Here is an 18,009-nt window from a genome sequence, read left to right as displayed (position 1 = left end):
TACTTAGTTTACGCTTCTCACAGGACTTAAGCCTATGCCGTTTATATTTATCGATAATGGCAGCCCAAGTATTCGCCAATATGACACCCCTAAAAACAAGGGCGTTAACCCTGTGGAAGCGAGCCAACGTACGCAAGCCGTTGGTCAAGAATCGCAAAACCCACAAAGACAGAAAGACGTAGCTCAATATAAACAAGCTGAGTCTCAACATCGCGAAGAACAACACCCAAAACCAGTCGAGCTTGCACGCGAAATCATGAGTCAACCCGTGGTGTATTTAAACCAAGAGACCTTAGATCTCGACGATGCCGAACAAACCTTACGTGAGAGAAAAATTAGTCACTTGCCCATTTGTCAAAATGGTAAATTGGTAGGTATTACCACAAACATTCAAATCTTACGCTACCGATTAAAATATGAAACGAACTGGTACCATACGAAAGTGTTTGCTGCCAAGCCGGACACAGACATTCATCAATGTGCTCATGTAATGTTCGACGAGCACATTGGTTGCCTTCCAATTGTCGACAATCAGCAAAATTTGGTAGGTCTTATTACACGCTCTGATCTTTTACGAGTCGCAAGTCAGTATGGCCCCCTTGAATTCTGGGCTTAAGACTCAACAATGATCAGTACACAGTTTACTCTTCAGTGCTAAACTAAAAATAAAACTCAGAGCAACTCTTATAAAAGGAAGTATTACTCTATGACAGTAAAGCATGCTCGCATTAGCCCCAAAAAAGCTCTACGCGTTTTATCCCGTCACGAAGTTAATCGATTAAAAGATGCGACTCAAAGTGGACTACATGAAGTATTTAAACGTTGTGCCTACGCCGTTTTAAATTGTGGCAGTCAAAGCGATGATTATGTTGCGGATCGTGATGATTATAATGAGTTCGACATTCAAATCATTCAGTTAGACCGAGGTATCGTTTTAGATCTGTTTAATGCACCTGACGATGCCTTTGTTGACGGTGAACTAATTTATGGTATTCGCGAACACTTATTTGCCGTGTTAAGAGACATTGTTTATACCCATGATGAGATAATCAACAATACAAAATTTATCACCAGTAACGAATCATCAGATCAAGAAGAAAGTGAACAGCTCACTAACATTGTCTTTCACATACTGCGAAACGCCAATGTCTTGCGCTATGGCGAAAGCAGCGGGTTAGTTATTTGCTGGGGCGGACATAGTATCAGTCGTGAAGAGTATGACTACAGCAAGCGTGTTGGCTATCAATTAGGGTTGCGCGGTATGGATGTGGGTACTGGTTGCGGACCGGGCGCAATGAAGGGACCAATGAAAGGCGCAACCATTGGTCATGCCAAACAACACAATAAAACTGGGCGTTACGTAGGTATTACTGAACCCGGAATCATTGCTGCCGAGTCCCCGAACCCGATAGTGAACGAACTTGTAATCCTACCAGATATTGAAAAACGCTTAGAAGCATTCGTTCGTTGCTGTCATGGTATTATTGTATTCCCGGGCGGAGCAGGAACTGCAGAAGAGATACAATACTTGTTAGGAATTTTGCTACACCCAAAAAATAAAGACATCCCCTTCCCTGTTATTTTCTCTGGCCCAGAATCTGCCCGCGAATACTTCACTCAGATTGATGCCTTTATTGGTACAACACTGGGTAAAGAAGCACAGGAAAAATATCAGATTATTATTGATGACCCTGCTCAAGTCTCGATTGAGATGAACAAAGGCATTCAAAAAGTCACTCAATTTCGTCGCGAGAACAGCGATGCTTTTTACTTTAATTGGATGTTAAATATCGATAAAGAGTTTCAAACGCCGTTTATTCCGACTCATGAAAATATGGGTAAGCTAAATTTAAATGAGCATCAGGAGCCCCATATTCTTGCGGCGAACTTGCGTCGCGCTTTTAGTGGCATTGTGGCAGGTAATGTAAAAGAAGAGGGTATTCTTGAGGTGCGAGCAAAAGGACCGTTTAAACTTCATGGTGATGCCAGCATTATCGAACCCATGGGCAAGCTACTGGAAAGCATGGTAAAACAACAACGCATGAAATTACCTGGTAGCCATTACGTGCCGTGTTATGAGATCGTTAGTTGAATTGTGAGTTGTGAGTTGTGAGTTGTGAGTTGTGAGTTGTGAATGAATGGCACCTGAGCGTTTAAGTCAAGAAAAATCATCACTTTTAGCTAACTGAGAATCAATCGCTCATAACTCATAACTCATAACTCATAACTCAACATTCACAACTAACTCTTAGATTTCTTTGAGCCGAAGCTCTTTAGGTAAACTAAAAGTAATATTCTCTTCACGCCCTTTTAATTCAACCGGCGCGGCCCCACCCAACTCCTGTACACGGGATACAACCTGCTGCACTAAAATCTCTGGAGCAGACGCACCTGCAGTAATGCCTACTTTGGTTTCATCATTGAACCAAGCAGCATCAATTTGCTCTGCGTTATCAATAAGGTAGGCCTGAGCGTTCATGCGCTCACCGAGTTCACGTAAGCGGTTTGAATTAGAACTGTTTGGGCTCCCTACGACCAAGATCAAATCACACTGACTGGCTAAATCTTTCACTGCATCCTGACGATTTTGCGTGGCATAGCAAATATCGTCGGTTTTAGGGCCATGGATGTTAGGAAATTTTTTGCGCAATGCCTTAATAACAATGGCGGTATCATCCATGGACAAAGTGGTTTGACTGACGTACGCAAGCGCATTAGGGTTATTAGGCTCTAATGCCTGAACGTCTGCTTCATCTTCAACCAAATATATTTCACCACCCGCCGAGTGATCATATTGGCCCATGGTCCCTTCTACTTCAGGATGGCCTTTGTGACCGATCAGAATGACTTCGCTACCTTTTTTCGCATAGCGAGTTACTTCCATGTGAACCTTTGTGACCAAAGGACAAGTTGCATCAAATACTTTCAGCCCACGATCAGCCGCTTCTTTCTGTACTGCCTTAGATACACCATGGGCAGAAAAGATAACAATACTGTCATCGGGCACTTCATGAAGTTCATCAACAAAAACCGCACCTCGATCACGCAAGTTATCAACGACAAACTTGTTATGCACAACCTCATGGCGTACGTAAATAGGAGGCTCAAAGATATCTAATGCACGATTCACGATATCGATTGCGCGGTCAACGCCAGCGCAAAAACCACGAGGATTGGCGAGGGTAATTTCCACCACTAACTCCTAATCGGCGTCTTTTACGTCGATGATTTCTACTTCAAATTTCAATGTACGACCAGCCAAAGGATGGTTGAAGTCAACGATGACAAGATTATCGTGCACTTCTTTAATCATTCCTGGTAATTCTGCTTGGTTGGCGTCAGCAAATGAGATCATCATGCCTGGCTCCAATTTCATGTCTGCAGGGAAATCACTGCGTTTCATGTGCTGTACATTGTTAGGGTTTGGCTGAGCAAACGCTTTCTCTGGCGGCACAGTAAACAATTCTTTATCACCGGCGCTTAAGCCGATCAACAAGGCTTCAAAGCTCTCAGGTAGATTTCCATCGCCCACGACCAAGGTCGCTGGGTCTTTATCAAAGGTAGAGTCAACAACTTGGTCATCTTCAAGTTTTAAGGAAAAGTGAAGCGTAACCTGCTTACCTTCTGTAATTTGCATATTCTGTCTCACTTACGTTTGTCTTGCTGAAAAAACAAGCTATCAATAATCAACATAATGGCACCAATAGTGATGGCGCTATCTGCGATATTGAAGGCTGGGAAGTAATGTTTATCCCAGTGTACGTGTATAAAGTCGATTACATGTCCATAGACAAGTCGGTCGTATAAGTTGCCGATGGCCCCACCAATCACTAAACATAGTGCGGCGCTGAGCCATTTCTCTTCTGGTTTTAATTTCATCAGCCAAATACATAAAACCGTACTCACACCGATAGCAATAATTGTGAAAAACCAACGCTGCCAACCACTGGCATCCGCTAGAAAACTGAACGCAGCCCCTTTGTTATACAGTAGCGTCAAATCGAACACCGGCAATACATAAACCGGTTGCGCGTAATCTAAAAAATGCAGCGCAGCTTGCTTACTTGCGAAGTCCAAAATCAGAGTCAGTGCAGCTAACCACAACCAAGTTAGCCGACTTACATCCAAGCCTGTGAATTGTTCACGAATCCAGTTTTTCATTAAGCGTAAGCCCTTTGCTCACCTTCACCTGCCACATTTTCAACACAGCGACCACACAAGCCTGGGTGTTCTGGGTTAGCACCTACATCTGGACGGTGATGCCAGCAGCGCTCACATTTTTCATCTTCTGAAGACACTACTTCAACACGAAGGCCTGTCACTTCTGTTTCTTGTCCTGCATTGGCATCAAAGTCTTTCACCTCAGCAGTTGAGGTAATCAAAACAAAGCGTAACTCGTCGCCTAAACGTTTTAAGTCCTCGGCCAATTCACCTTGAACATAAAGGTTCACTTTGGCGCTCAAGCTTGCCCCTACTTTTTTCTCGTTACGGGCTTGCTCTAACAACTTATTTACTTCGGTTTTCACTTCCATGATGCGACGCCAATAAGCATCGTCAAACTCTGTATTCGGTGCAGTGAATAGATCTTGATACCACTCGGTAAGTAGTACGCTCTTTTCACGCTCGCCGTTCACTGGCGCAGGCAACAATTCCCATGCTTCTTCTGCGGTGAAACTCAAGATTGGTGCCATCCAACGTGTCATCGCTTCTAACACATGATAAAGCGCTGTTTGTGCAGAACGTCGAGCCACTGAGTCAGCTTTCGTCGTGTATTGACGGTCTTTTATGACATCTAAGTAAAATGCACCTAACTCATTCACGCAGAAGTGATGAAGCTTCTGATAAATATTGATGAGCTGGTATTCGTTGTAATGGTGGATAATTTCTTCTTGCAATTGTTCCGCCTGATCCACAATCCACGCATCCAATGGCAACATTTTCTCAGGTGCCAATAGATCCGTTTTTGGATCAAAACCGCTGATGTTTGCTAACAAGAAACGCGTGGTATTACGAATACGACGATATGAATCTGCTGTACGCTTCAGGATCTCGTCACTCACGGTCATCTCACCGCTGTAATCCGTTGCTGCCACCCAAAGGCGAAGGATATCCGCACCCAATTTATTCACAACATCCTGCGGTGATACCACATTACCCAAAGATTTTGACATTTTCTTGCCTTCACCATCTACGGTAAAGCCATGGGTTAATACAGTTTTATACGGTGCTTTACCACGGGCGCCCACACTGGTCAGCATGGAGCTTTGGAACCAACCACGATGTTGATCCGAGCCTTCTAAATATAAATCTGCTGGCACTTGCAGCTCAGGATGTTCTTCCAATACCGCAGCATGAGTAACACCTGAATCGAACCATACGTCCAATGTATCGACGACTTTATCGTATTGGTCCGCTTCATCACCGAGTAATTCTTTGGCATCCAAATCAAACCAAGCGTCAATACCTTCTTGCTCAACTTTTTGTGCAACTTGTTCAATTAGGTTTTCACTATCAGGATGAACTTCGCCCGTCACCTTGTTTACAAATAATGCGATCGGTACACCCCAAGTACGTTGACGTGAAATACACCAATCTGGACGAGTACCCATCATGGCTTCAATACGAGCTTTACCCCAAGAAGGGCGCCAGTCGACTGTGTTTTCTACTTCGTGCATGGCCTGTTCGAGCAAACCATTTTGATCCATGCTGATAAACCATTGTGGAGTAGCACGGAAAATAATCGGAGTTTTATGACGCCAGCAATGAGGATAACTATGCGTAAAGTTTTGCTTCTTAAGTAACGCACCATGCTCATTTAAAATACCAAGCACACGGAAATTACCTTTATCCGAAACGCTTAAACCACTTAGTTCAAGCGCCTTTAATTCTGCTGAATCAATGAAGTTACCTTCGCTATCCACCAGCATAGAATCAGATTGAATGCCAAAAACATTGCAAACAACATAGTCGTCCGCACCGTGCATAGGTGCTGTGTGAACAGAACCGGTGCCGCTATCGGCGGTAACGTGTTCACCCGTGATAATGGGTACAAACTTGTCTTGGCCCTCAACCGTCATAAACGGATGCTTAACAGTAAACGGCGCACTCTCAGTTTGGCCTGCAACCCAACCAAAATCCGCGCCTTTGGCAAAACCAACTACCGCATAACCGTTCGCGTCGATTCCGTAGCGACCCATAGCATCTTTGACTAGATCACTGGCAAGAATCACAAGTTCATCCCTTTCTTTGAGATGCACAAGCGAATACTCTAATTCGGGATGAACGGATACCGCTTCGTTAGCCGGCAATGTCCATGGCGTTGTTGTCCAGATAACAATGCTTGCCGTCTTGCTGTCTATCTCAGACGCTTCACTTTCTAGTTTGAATTGTTTTAATAGCGATGATGTATCTTTAAAGCTAAACGTGACATCAATGGATACAGATTTTTTGTCTTGATACTCTACTTCTGCTTCGGCCAACGCAGAACCACAATCCATGCACCAATTAACCGGCTTGAAGCCATTCTTCATATGTCCGTTTTTTTGGATACGGCCCAATGTGCGAATGATGTCTGCCTCGAACTTGTAGTCCATGGTGAGATACGGTTTTTCCCAGTCACCTAGCACCAATAAGCGCTTAAAGTCGTTGCGCTGACCATCTACTTGAGTCATAGCATATTCACGACACTTTTGGCGGAACGTTTTCGCGTCAACGTCTTTACCCGCCTTACCGATTTGTTTTTCAACATTCAATTCGATAGGTAAACCATGACAATCCCAGCCAGGTACATAGGGTGCATCCTTCCCATTTAAGGTTTGCGCCTTGATGATGATGTCTTTCAATACTTTATTGACGCTATGACCGATGTGAATATCACCGTTAGCATATGGAGGGCCATCATGCAGAATGAATTTATCACGACCAGAACGGGCTTCACGAATGGCCTTATAAATATCCATTTCTTGCCATTTCTTTAAGGTCTCTGGCTCACGCTTAGCCAGATTGCCGCGCATTGGAAAATCGGTTTCCGGTAAATTCAGTGTATGTTTGTAGTCGGTCATGTTGGCTCTTACTGTTTGTTAAAATAGGCCTTGGCCAATTGTCTATCTTGTTCGATGGCCGCTTTTAAAGCATCAATGCCGTCAAAGCGTTTCTCATCACGAATTTTTTCACAAAAAATCACGTCTATCCTTTGACCATAAAGGTCGCCGGAAAAATCAAAAAGGTGTGCTTCTAAATTGGCTTTCACTCCGCCAACGGTTGGGCGTGTACCGATATTAGCTACACCCTTGAACTCACCTTGCTTGCAGATCACTTTCACTGCAAATACACCCCGTAACGGTGCTTTCTCTCGTTTGAGAATCACATTAGCCGTGGGCGTTCCTATAGTCCGTCCAAGCTTTTGCCCATGAGCTATACGCCCACTGATACTATAAGGACGCCCCAATAACTCGGCAGCGTCCAGCAAACGACCCTCTTCTAAAGCTTGGCGGACACGGGTACTGCTAACGCGATTACCCGATTGAGCAATGGTTTGAGTATCCTCAACGCTGAACCCATAACGTTCACCGGCCTCCTGCAAAAATGCGAAATCACCGGAACGGTCGCAACCAAAGCGGAAATCATCGCCTACGATTAATGCCTTCACATTGAGCGCATCAATCAGTACCTGTTGTACGAAGGCTTCCGCGGTGAGTTGTCGAAAACGTGGGTTGAACGCCATGCAGGCCAAGACATCGATATTTTGCCGCTGAAATAATTGTATCTTTTCTGCAAGATTGCAAAGCCGAGCCGGCGCACCATCGGGATCGAAAAATTCTTTCGGCTGCGGCTCGAATATCATGACCGCTGTCTGCAGGCTCAACTCTTCGCCTTTGGCTTTTACTTTATCCAGTAATGCTTGGTGGCCCAAGTGAACACCATCGAAATTACCAATGGTCAGCACACAGCCTTCTGAACCGGGTCTCGTATTGTGTAGTCCGCGATAAAACAGCATAACGTCTTCAGGATAAAAGGCCGCATTATAAGGGACTTTATCCACAGATGACAGAGGCCGAGCGCTAGCTCACGACATCCGTAAATGGCGTAAGCGCACACCACTGATAAGCAATGAGCCACCATAGACAGCTATTCCAGCCCCTACTAGCAACCCAGTCCACGCAATGCGCTGCCACTCTGTGAATTCCAGCCATTGTGCGGTATCTGGGTTTATCATCAGCAAGACCACCAACATGAGCGCATTGCCCAAGATTAGGCGAGCGATCCACAGCCACCAGCCCGGTTGCACCACATAATGACCGTCTTTGCGCAAGAACCAGAACAGCAGGCCCGCATTGAGGTAGGCCGACAACGTAGTTGCCATCGCCAAGCCAACATGGGCGAATGGAAAGATTAAAATGAGGTTAAGCACCATATTCACAATCATGGCGGCCATGGCGATTTTCACAGGCGTTTTAGTATTTTGACGGGCATAAAAACCAGGTGCCAAGACTTTGATCAACATAAATGCCAGCAAGCCAGCACCATAAGCCTGTAAGCTGAGCGCCATCTTTTCTACATCGAATGCGGTAATTTCACCTCGATAAAAGATCGTTGCCATTAATGGAACGGACAAGACCATTAAAGCCAAAGCAGCAGGGACACCGATCAACAACACCATTCTCACAGCCCAATCTAAGGTAGCCACAAAATGCTGTTTATCTTCGCTGGCATGACGCTGAGATAAGTTTGGCAAAATCACCACACCGATCGCAATGGCAAACACGCCGAGAGGCAATTGAGACAATCGATCTGAATAATATAGCCAACTCACGCTCCCCGGCTGTAAGAACGAAGCCAATAAAACATCTAGCAACAAATTTATCTGACTTACTGAAACCCCAAATAGCGCTGGTATCATGAGCTTCATAATGCGTTTGACACCGCTATCGGCAAAACCAGGTTTGGGCAACGCTAATAAACCTAACTTCATTACAAAGGGCAATTGAAAGGCTAGCTGAGTCACACCCGCGAGCAATACTCCCCATGCCAGCGCCATCAGTGGCTCATCAAACCACGGGGTGAAGTAATAGGTCGCCAATATCAAACAGATATTCAATAAAACGGGAGTAACGGCAGGAATAGCAAACTGCCCATACGTATTCAGCACACTGCCGTAAAACGCTGTCAGGCTAATCAGCAGCAAATAGGGAAAGGTGATTCTCAATAAATCGCTAGTGAGAGCGAACTTTTCCGCATCATTGGCAAAACCTGGTGCAAAAATCCATGTCAGTAATGGCGCTCCGGCCACAGCAACAACCGTCAAAGGCCCTAATATGGCAAGCAAAGTCCCCGAAACAGCAGAAACCAGAGACTTCACATCCTGATCTTTTACCTTGTACTCGCTGAGCACGGGGACAAACGCCACGCTGAATGCGCCCTCGGCGAATAGCCGACGAAAAAAATTGGGAATTTTAAACGCCACCAAAAAGGCATCCGCTCTGGCACCAAAATACGTGGCAATAAATACGTCCCTCACTAAGCCTAAAATGCGAGATAATAACGTCATGACACTCACGATGGAGCTAGAGCGCAGTAAACCACTAGCTTTCTTCGGGGACGACGGTTGGTTTTCTGATTTTTCAGGTGATGCAGGATCGGACATGAAGCTAATTACTTATGATTTTTCATTATGGGCGACATAGTAATGGGGATTCAGGCCTTAGGGAACCAATCAGCGCGCATAAATGCTATTTAACTGGGAAAAGGGTTTGACATATTGGCACTTACTCAGGATAATCTCGCACCCTGAAATTTAAGTTAATTTGATATTCGAAGGAGCCTGATAGTGGCAAATTCAGCTGGTTCACGCAAACGCGCTCGTCAGGCGGTTGGCCGTCGCGCTCATAACGCAAGCTTACGTTCTATGGTTCGTACTTACATCAAGAAAGTACGTGCAGCCATCGACACTAAGAACTACGACGACGCACAAGCTGCTCTAACCGTAGCGATTCCTTATGTTGACAAGATGGTTACAAAAGGCATCTTGCACAAAAACAAAGCGGCACGCATCAAGAGCCGTCTAAACGCATCTGTTGTAGCTCTTAAAGGCTAATTTCAGATTTGCGATCAAAAAAGCCAGCTTATGCTGGCTTTTTTTATGCCCAATCATCACCCCTCACTCTGCCCTAACCATTCAATCTACGCTGATATCCGCCTTATCTTCATGTCGGCGAAGCAAAATCCTGGTCTGTCTGGCACCAAGATCGTCAATTTTTCCACGCAAAAATCCGTCAAAACATTCACATTTATGGCGTGATTGAGCCAATTGTTATGGAATGTAATCACTTTATATTGTTTTGTATCCAGACACCGTTTGGACAAGGCAAGCCGTCTTTATTGGTCTAATGTAAAAGTTAGACCTGCTTAATGCAGCTCACCCTAGGCAAGGATGCAGGTCGATTCTCTGATGAAATAGAGGCAGTAATCGATCATGAAAATGTTCATAACTTGCATAGCATTCTGCGTTGCCAGCATCAGTCATGCTAGTGACTTCAGCATGAATCTTGATGAACAAATCTCACGTCTGTTCTTAAAAAACACCATCGGCTTGCGCTACGGCACCCCTGCAGAAGAGCAAATTGTTCCTATTAACACAAAAGAACTCTATTACCAGCGACGCCTGACACCCTTTAAAGGTAGCCTTGCTATACCGTTAGTAGAAGTCAGCGTTAGTCAATTGAATGTGGGAGAAGAAAAAGGCTATGTATATGGCTTTGGACCCGCGATGCACATCCCTATAGAAGGCAGTCAGGGCAAGCTCAATTTTACAGCTCATGCCAAAGTGCACTATCTGACACGTGATGACTACGGAAGAAAACGCTACGGCGGCCCAGTCCATTGGACTTACGCCTTTGGCATACAAACCAAAATCACTGGCAATACATTTGCCAGTTACTTATGGCAACACATGAGTAATGGCGATGTTTATGCGTACAACCCTGCGTTAGAAACCCACACTTTGTCTTTGGGTATCCATTTCTGAGCCTGAACCAGACTTCAGCAAACCCAATCGATACAACTCAGCGACCACTCGCTGAGTTGTCTTTTCAAACTCACAATAAAAACTACCGTTAATCTGACCATGATCCAGTAGATACGCTCGAAAGCGGTCGGCAAAGACCGGATCAGGGGCCTCTGGATAGCTCCAGAATTCGCGCAAAGTTTTTTGATCAGTTAGCCCTGGCATATCAAAAAAGGCACGTCCCATGACCTTTACCGGCGCGCCATGATAAAACGCTTGAAGCGCAGTGGTACTGTTGATAGTGATAACACCTAAAGTAGATTTTAATAGGGTCGGCAAATGCTGATCATGGATATAACGAACGTGTTTCGATATACCTAGACGCTTCGCCATATCTCGAATCAAACGACGGTAATTTACATATCCGCGATCCATCGGATGATGCTTGATAATCAAGTCTGCGTCAGGCTTGGCTTTAGCGTAGCTTTCCATTACCTCAACGATAAAGCCTTCCATTGAATCGTAATGACTGTGATAGCGTATTTGAGCGTCATTATGAACCTGAAGCGGAACAAGAAAACATGGGCGTTCATGGGTTAATTGCTGTGCTGATTTTTCGAACGCCTTATACATTAGTTTACGTACACCTGCCCGCACCCAACAAAAACCCTCATAAATAGGGCTAGTGCCACGGTGGTGTTTATAGCCAGCATATTTAAAATGTAAAAACCGACACGCCAAATAATATAAAATGGCGAACTCCAAACGCTTTAGGAAATTGGCAGGCACCACCTCTTCATCTTTAACTGTATGCACTGGCCGATATGCATCAACAGCACTATGACTAATAGGACTATGGGCGTTTACCCCACCTTTTTCTAGAGTAATGTAATTTGGTCTCAAATAGCCTTCTTCAAACGCCACATAAGCAAGGTTATTTTTAAGACAAATATGCTTTGCATCAATATGATATAAACGGCAGTCACCGTAAGCGATCACCAAACGAATACCATAGCGAGTTACAACTTCAGTCAAAAATTGAGGCCATTGTTCGGGGGATTGATTAAAATCGATGCAAGTAACCTTCCCCTTACATCTTTGATAGAATCGATCACCACCATTGAAACTGATGCGGTAAACACGATCGCCTTGCGCCGCAATTTCATGACTTAAATGACTAAAAAAGGGCCCTAGCGGACCTTGAAGCATTAATACTGCCACTAACTACCTGCTTCCATTTAAGGATTCTAATAAATACTTCGACTTACGAATTTGCCGCTTCCACCAACCGCTACTCAATGCTTGTCTGCTTCGTGCTTTTTGAGCATAGAGATCATTAATCACATTCTCTACAGTGGTGATAGTTCTGCTATTCCAATCCACATATCGCGGATACAAAACCAGTGCAATATAGACAAGTTCAAAAATCGTTCTGTGACGATTCCGACGCGGAAACTGGCAATAATCAGATGTTAATCCCCATCCGGCATAAAATGGCAAACCATAAGTCGTGACTTTTAGACCACTAATCAATGCCTCAAATCCAGCCAAAGAACAAATCGTACAAACACGATCAACTTGGGTAAACAAGGCTTGTATTGAGTAATCAGCAATATAGGCATCTGCTATTTTATTGATTTGTTCAACTGGTAACCCGCCCTCTCGAACGCCACTGTATATATCGGGGTGCTCCTTATAAACGAGAAAGGCATCGGGATAATCGTTACGTACACGCTGCAATAGTTGCAAGTTTGTATTGATTTCTTCAGCACCATACTTCATCGAAGCATCGAACTGATACTGCGCAGTTACCAAAATAATCTCTTTTGATCCGGCCTGTTCTCGCCATCCCTTAATACCATCTGAGGCACCTACGTTATACTTTGATACTTTAAGTGAACGCAACACTTCTATAATTTTTGTACCACGTACTTGCTCATAGTCGGTCAAATCATAGTTATTAAGTAATTCTTCCAATCTGCTTTGCTGTTTTCCATTGAAATAAATACCAAGATCATCAATGACAAGAGAGCTGGGTCTACGTAAATCTGCCCCCAATCCTACTGAACGAATAAAACCATCTTCAATGCGCCATGTGTTATTGAGCATGATATTGGAATGCTGCATCCCCCATGACACCGCTACATCATTTGAGTAATCGACTTTCCCGTTATCAGAGAAAATAACCGACTTAGCAGAATAAGAAACGAAGTCTTTCAAAAAACTTTTTTTCCACAAGCTCACTGGCTGAAACCAAGCATTAGCGGCTCGTAATTGCTGGACTTGTTTATGGGCTTGTATTAAGTCGAGAATATCTTCAAGTTCGCACTTTTCATTAGTATGGGGATTAATATATGTGGGGTACTCCACTAATGCTGCGTGAAACAGAGTATAGCGATCGACTCGTTTACGAACTGCCGGAATCGGCAAAGTCGCCATATCCATCGTTAGCCCTCGACCCGAATAGAAAGGCCAGCCAAATACAAAAACAGGAACATCATATAGCAAGGCTTCAAACCCTAGCTGAGAGCTCACCGTATAAACGCTATTCGCACCTAACAATAATTTATCTATCCGGATATCATCCGACAAAAAGTAAATATCCACATCATTGCTAACTTGATTGACCCACTCGGGCCGAATACATCCTTTTTTATTACCTAAAAGAACATCAGGATGCACCTTCACAAGAACACTACTTGACTCCGACTTTGCTCGCTCTACTGCTTGCTGAAGCATTCGATGAAAATCCTCGACGCATGCACCAGAAAACTCAATAGAGGCATCACCAAAGGTTTGGTCTACAACTAAGCAATAGTCACCGACCCTTAACACTTTTTTTAGGCTCTCATCTGCGACATCATCAATCTGCAACCGAGTATGGTTGTATTTACTGATACCCAGCTTTTTAATTTGCTCGACAGCGCGGGCAATACGAGGGACGTCCACTTTATGGGAAGACTGCAACAATGCATCCAAGCCTGAAGGCTGATTGGCATCATAATATATTCCCTGCTCATCTAAGATATAAGACGCTCTAACGTCTGAACGGGAATCAGCTGGATGATCCAACCAGGAAATAAAGCCATCCTCAATGGCTACATAAGCACAACCAGCCTCTTTAGCCCAGCTTCTGGCCTGCAATGCTGTATGCTTGTAGCCCCAACCAACTACCCTATCTGTAGACTTCAATTGATGTTTTGAACGAAGAACACGGACTGAGTCCGTGTTTAAAAGAGTTTTAACTTGCGGATTATTAGCAAGCGTCCTTGTGCTAGCGTAGGTTTTCATACCACCTAAACAACTTCCTTATTACGTAATGATGACTGGCTCAAAGGATTTAACCAAATCATCAACGGCTTTCATCTGTTCAAGATACGGCTCTAACTTATCTAATGGCAGTGCACACGGTCCGTCACACTTAGCTTCGTCCGGATTTGGATGTGCTTCCAGGAATAAACCAGCGATGCCTAATGCCATGCCAGAACGGGCAAGTTCAAACGCTTGAGCGCGACGACCATCCGCTGAATCAGAACGACCACCTGGACGCTGTAGCGCATGGGTGGCATCAAAAATGACGGGCGCCATGGTTTTCATTTCATCCATACCCAACATATCCACAACAAGGTTGTTATAACCAAAGCTAGACCCACGCTCACATAGCATGACGCGCTGATTACCAGCTTCTTCAAACTTTTTGATAATATGTCGCATCTCGTGAGGGGCAAGAAATTGGGGTTTCTTAACGTTGATGGCAGCTCCAGTTTTTGCCATAGCCACGACCAAGTCTGTTTGGCGCGCCAAAAAAGCAGGCAATTGGATCACATCCACTACCTCAGCGACCGGTGCCGCCTGATATGGCTCGTGAACATCTGTAATAATAGGTACACCAAAGGTATCTTTAATCTCTTGGAAGATCTTAAGGCCTTCATCCATGCCTGGGCCGCGATACGAATTGATAGACGAACGGTTCGCTTTATCGAAAGATGCCTTAAATACGTATGGAATACCAAGCTTTTCAGTGACCTTGACATATTCCTCACAAATAGACATGGCCAGATCACGGCTTTCCAAAACGTTCATGCCGCCAAAGAGCGTAAATGGAATGTTATTAGCGACATCTAAGCTCGCAACAGAAACCTTTTCAATCATCATCCTGCCTCATAATTTAGTGCCGCAAATATACCTGAAATTGGGAAAAACCACCATGAAGTGGATCAACCATTTTGTTATAGTGTGAACACTCTACTATAGGCAATCGAACATGGATTTAAGCGTCATATATCCGGTCCACATTAGCTTTCAAACACGATACATATTAAAGCGCTTGCAAGCATGCCTTACCAATACCAATGAAGGTTTGCCGGACGCCGAACATGTCATTATCTTATCAGGGAGAAATCGTTACGTTCGGAAAGCCCAAAAACTAGCCGAACAACTACCTTTTGCAATAAACATCATCATAGATAATGATCCAACACGTCCATATTCCCCGGGAATAGCCAGAAATAGAGCCGTACAGCACACCACAAAGAATAACCTTATATTTTGGGATATCGACTTACTGGGCAGCCCCCAACTGTTCCGTGCGATACCGAACCACCTTCAAGAAATCGAGAAAAACCCAAAGGCTTTTCACATGTACCCATGCATGTATCTTTGCAAAGAATACAGCAAACACTTCAAGGAAGACTTCGAGCGGCTTTGGGAGGATGCCACCAACCTAAGAGTGAATACCTTAGAACATTTTGCCATGGCTACCTCAACAATACTTTGCAACAAACAACACTTTCTCGACATAGGTGCATTTGATGAAGAGTTTATTGGGCACATGGGGGAAGACTTGGAGTTACTCAACCGCCTAAGTATTGCTTACGGAAAATACCCATTTGAGAAGGATCATACAGAGGACTGGCCATCTAAGGTACCTGCAGAGTTAAAGGGGTTTAGAAAACATTTTGCACTATGTGGATTAGATCATTTAAAAGAACAATTATTTACCTGTCATCTGAGTCACAGCACACGATTAGGCAGTCTTTATAAAAATTCCAATACCGAAAATAGAAACCTATTAATTGATAAAATTAAACAGAAAACAGAAGCTTCTTTTTTAGGATCAACCCCCTCATACTGGCCAAAATTTTTAACTGAAACACCAAATATAAAAAAAGGCTACCTTGAGGTAGCCTTTAGAAAGTGTAGGAAACTATTAAAAAAACCTAACCAGTTTTTTAAAGATATACATTAAGCTAGTTCGACTTCAGCAAGATCTTCAACCTCGTCTACTCGAATACCGTCATCACCTACCAAAGCAGGAAAGCCCGTCGATAACACCCGCCCATTACTGGGGTATTTTGAAAACAAATCCAACACATGTGACATAGGGTAATTTACCGAATGGCCAGAGGTAGGCAACAACTCATAATGTACATTAATACCCAACTCTAAACAGCGTGATACAAAATCAAAGCTATTTAACCTTACAAAATCTTTAAAGCCAAAACGCTGATCAACAATATGAAAGCGGGTTTTCATACCTTTAAATAAATAATCAACCCCGTGCTCATCCACCCCAGCCTCACCAAACACACTAAAATAACGAGCGATAGGGCTGTCAGCCAAAGGCTTAAGAGTATTGGAACTTAACACTGGCACATTCATATACACCGCTTGTGCATTCAATTTATTCGCCAAATACACACAAGCAATCCCTGACGAGCTAGAACCTGAGATATAAACCTCACCATTAAATAATCCTTTATTTTTATGGCTCTCAACTAATTCAACAATGGCATCTAATAAAGGCAGCTCTGGATAACCCGCTGCCCAAAATGAGCCTTCATTTTTATAACCGTAGCAGTCTATAGGGTGCAGCACATTCCACTCTTTATAGCGGGCTTTGGGCACAACCGTATTTGATCGCATGGCATGCAGGGTAAGAATAAGGGGAAAACTAGAAGCACTCTCTTCGGTAGCAGAAGCGGTTTGAAAATAATAAGGCAGGGTGAACCCCTGCTTCATTTTTATGGCAACATCTGGGTGCTCGAGCACACCAGAAAACTTGTCTAAGTTATGCATAATTAAATCCCTATAATTAAGCAATAATTGTGACGAACATCACATTTTTAATCAAGCACTTAATTTAAATCAACGCACTAAAAATAAAAGACTATTTATAAAAGGTTTAAGCTCAGTCTAATCATTTTAAGGAAACTTAAGTGAATCATTAATGATAAAGAAAATTAAAAGCAAACAACCTATCTTAACTAGATATAGCCTTCTCGAGCTTAATTGCTAATTCTGCATAATAACTTTCACCAAAATGGAAATAATCAACCCCCCATTTATGAGCAAAGTCAGACCAACGATAATTATAATCAACTTCAACTACTGTTAAATTATCATAGTTTGCTTCTACATAAGAGTAGAGTCGATTTAAGAAGTCATTATTTTTCTGCACTATCTTTTGCTTCGCAGCATCAAATAATTTAACTTCATTTTTATCATGGTCCATATATTTATCTGCCCAATATGCCTTGTGCAAAACAATTTTTTTACCTTTAATTATTTTTTTCAATTGATTAAAGCCTTCCTTCCAAAGCTCAAATGATACAGGATCATCTCTAGAGATCTCTTTAACACGACCTTCATCTAACTTGCTAAAATATTTTGCACCAGACAAATAGTTTGATTTTGTAACAACCGAATCACTAATTTTCAAAAGTGGAAATCTTTCATCAATAAAGTCCAAAATCAAACAATCAACATCTAAGCTAGAAATTTTCCCTTTAGATTGTTTAAGCACATCATATGCAAGCATTCTATTTTCAAATATACCTTTTCCTTCAACAATCAATTCATCTTCTTGCACAGAAATTGCATTAGAAAAAATACTTGCTAGCGAACTTCTTGCTATATAGTAACTTAGATCAATGCTCATTAAAGGAAAAGCATCTCTAGTTACACAACTACCCAATAAACCAACACAATACATAAATACCTCAATA

16 protein-coding genes are annotated in these 18,009 nt (G+C 43.3%); 5 read left to right on the top strand and 11 right to left on the bottom strand.

What is annotated here, in order from left to right; genetic code table 11:
* The first annotated feature begins 34 nt into the window (after positions 1 to 34).
* Entirely contained in the window at positions 35 to 616 is a 582-nt protein-coding gene (locus HF888_RS03510) for a CBS domain-containing protein (protein WP_007018824.1), read from the top strand.
* Positions 617 to 706: 90 nt separating this feature from the next.
* Entirely contained in the window at positions 707 to 2,092 is a 1,386-nt protein-coding gene (gene ppnN / locus HF888_RS03505) for a nucleotide 5'-monophosphate nucleosidase PpnN (protein ID WP_007018825.1), read from the top strand.
* A 156-nt stretch (positions 2,093 to 2,248) separates the two neighbouring features.
* On the opposite strand, the gene ispH is transcribed toward ppnN, so the two are convergent.
* The 6 genes from ispH to murJ are packed head-to-tail and all read right to left on the bottom strand — an operon-like array spanning position 2,249 to position 9,643.
* Positions 2,249 to 3,193 carry a 4-hydroxy-3-methylbut-2-enyl diphosphate reductase gene (gene ispH, locus HF888_RS03500; protein WP_007018826.1) on the bottom strand — a complete coding sequence of 315 codons (945 nt, stop codon included), beginning with the start codon at positions 3,191 to 3,193 and terminating at the stop codon, positions 2,249 to 2,251.
* Positions 3,194 to 3,202: 9 nt separating this feature from the next.
* Positions 3,203 to 3,637 (bottom strand): FKBP-type peptidyl-prolyl cis-trans isomerase, encoded by a 435-nt coding sequence (gene fkpB, locus HF888_RS03495; protein ID WP_007018827.1) that lies wholly within the window; start codon positions 3,635 to 3,637, stop codon positions 3,203 to 3,205.
* A gap of 8 nt (positions 3,638 to 3,645) precedes the next feature.
* A complete protein-coding gene (gene lspA / locus HF888_RS03490; RefSeq protein ID WP_007018828.1) occupies positions 3,646 to 4,161 on the bottom strand; it encodes a signal peptidase II in 516 nt (171 codons plus the stop codon).
* On the bottom strand, positions 4,161 to 7,061 hold the full coding sequence (ileS, locus tag HF888_RS03485) for an isoleucine--tRNA ligase (protein ID WP_007018829.1): 2,901 nt from the start codon (positions 7,059 to 7,061) through the stop codon (positions 4,161 to 4,163). The genes lspA and ileS overlap by 1 nt, the downstream gene beginning before the upstream one ends.
* Positions 7,062 to 7,069: 8 nt before the next feature.
* A complete protein-coding gene (ribF, locus tag HF888_RS03480) occupies positions 7,070 to 8,041 on the bottom strand; it encodes a bifunctional riboflavin kinase/FAD synthetase (protein ID WP_007018830.1) in 972 nt (323 codons plus the stop codon).
* Positions 8,042 to 8,065: 24 nt separating this feature from the next.
* A complete protein-coding gene (murJ, locus tag HF888_RS03475; RefSeq protein WP_007018831.1) occupies positions 8,066 to 9,643 on the bottom strand; it encodes a murein biosynthesis integral membrane protein MurJ in 1,578 nt (525 codons plus the stop codon).
* Positions 9,644 to 9,826: 183 nt separating this feature from the next.
* On the opposite strand from murJ, the gene rpsT reads away from it, so the two are divergent.
* A complete protein-coding gene (rpsT, locus tag HF888_RS03470) occupies positions 9,827 to 10,093 on the top strand; it encodes a 30S ribosomal protein S20 (RefSeq protein ID WP_007018833.1) in 267 nt (88 codons plus the stop codon).
* 378 nt (positions 10,094 to 10,471) lie between these two features.
* The gene (locus HF888_RS03465; RefSeq protein WP_040298189.1) at positions 10,472 to 11,023 is read left to right on the top strand and encodes an acyloxyacyl hydrolase; all 552 of its coding nucleotides are present in this window, start codon (positions 10,472 to 10,474) and stop codon (positions 11,021 to 11,023) included.
* On the opposite strand, the gene HF888_RS03460 is transcribed toward HF888_RS03465, so the two are convergent.
* The 3 genes from HF888_RS03460 to kdsA are packed head-to-tail and all read right to left on the bottom strand — an operon-like array spanning position 10,985 to position 15,154.
* Complete coding sequence (locus HF888_RS03460; RefSeq protein WP_133308520.1) at positions 10,985 to 12,223, bottom strand: capsule biosynthesis protein; 1,239 nt, start codon at positions 12,221 to 12,223, stop codon at positions 10,985 to 10,987. The genes HF888_RS03465 and HF888_RS03460 overlap by 39 nt on opposite strands.
* Before the next feature lie 3 nt (positions 12,224 to 12,226).
* On the bottom strand, positions 12,227 to 14,293 hold the full coding sequence (locus HF888_RS03455; protein WP_007018836.1) for a capsular polysaccharide biosynthesis protein: 2,067 nt from the start codon (positions 14,291 to 14,293) through the stop codon (positions 12,227 to 12,229).
* Between the two features lie 21 nt (positions 14,294 to 14,314).
* Positions 14,315 to 15,154 (bottom strand): 3-deoxy-8-phosphooctulonate synthase, encoded by an 840-nt coding sequence (kdsA, locus tag HF888_RS03450; RefSeq protein WP_007018837.1) that lies wholly within the window; start codon positions 15,152 to 15,154, stop codon positions 14,315 to 14,317.
* Positions 15,155 to 15,266: 112 nt separating this feature from the next.
* On the opposite strand from kdsA, the gene HF888_RS03445 reads away from it, so the two are divergent.
* Complete coding sequence (locus HF888_RS03445) at positions 15,267 to 16,250, top strand: hypothetical protein (protein ID WP_007018838.1); 984 nt, start codon at positions 15,267 to 15,269, stop codon at positions 16,248 to 16,250.
* Here the strand turns inward: HF888_RS03445 and HF888_RS03440 are convergent.
* Positions 16,247 to 17,080, bottom strand: a complete 834-nt coding sequence (locus HF888_RS03440; protein ID WP_007018839.1) for a hypothetical protein — start codon at positions 17,078 to 17,080, stop codon at positions 16,247 to 16,249. The two genes, HF888_RS03445 and HF888_RS03440, sit on opposite strands and share 4 nt — an antisense overlap.
* A 184-nt stretch (positions 17,081 to 17,264) precedes the next feature.
* A complete protein-coding gene (locus HF888_RS03435; RefSeq protein ID WP_007018840.1) occupies positions 17,265 to 17,996 on the bottom strand; it encodes a DUF6270 domain-containing protein in 732 nt (243 codons plus the stop codon).
* Positions 17,997 to 18,009: the final 13 nt, after the last annotated feature.

Origin of the sequence: Bermanella marisrubri (assembly GCF_012295615.1) — a bacterium.
Lineage (GTDB): Bacteria > Pseudomonadota > Gammaproteobacteria > Pseudomonadales > Oceanobacteraceae > Bermanella > Bermanella marisrubri.
This window is presented reverse-complemented; position numbering and strand designations above follow the sequence as displayed.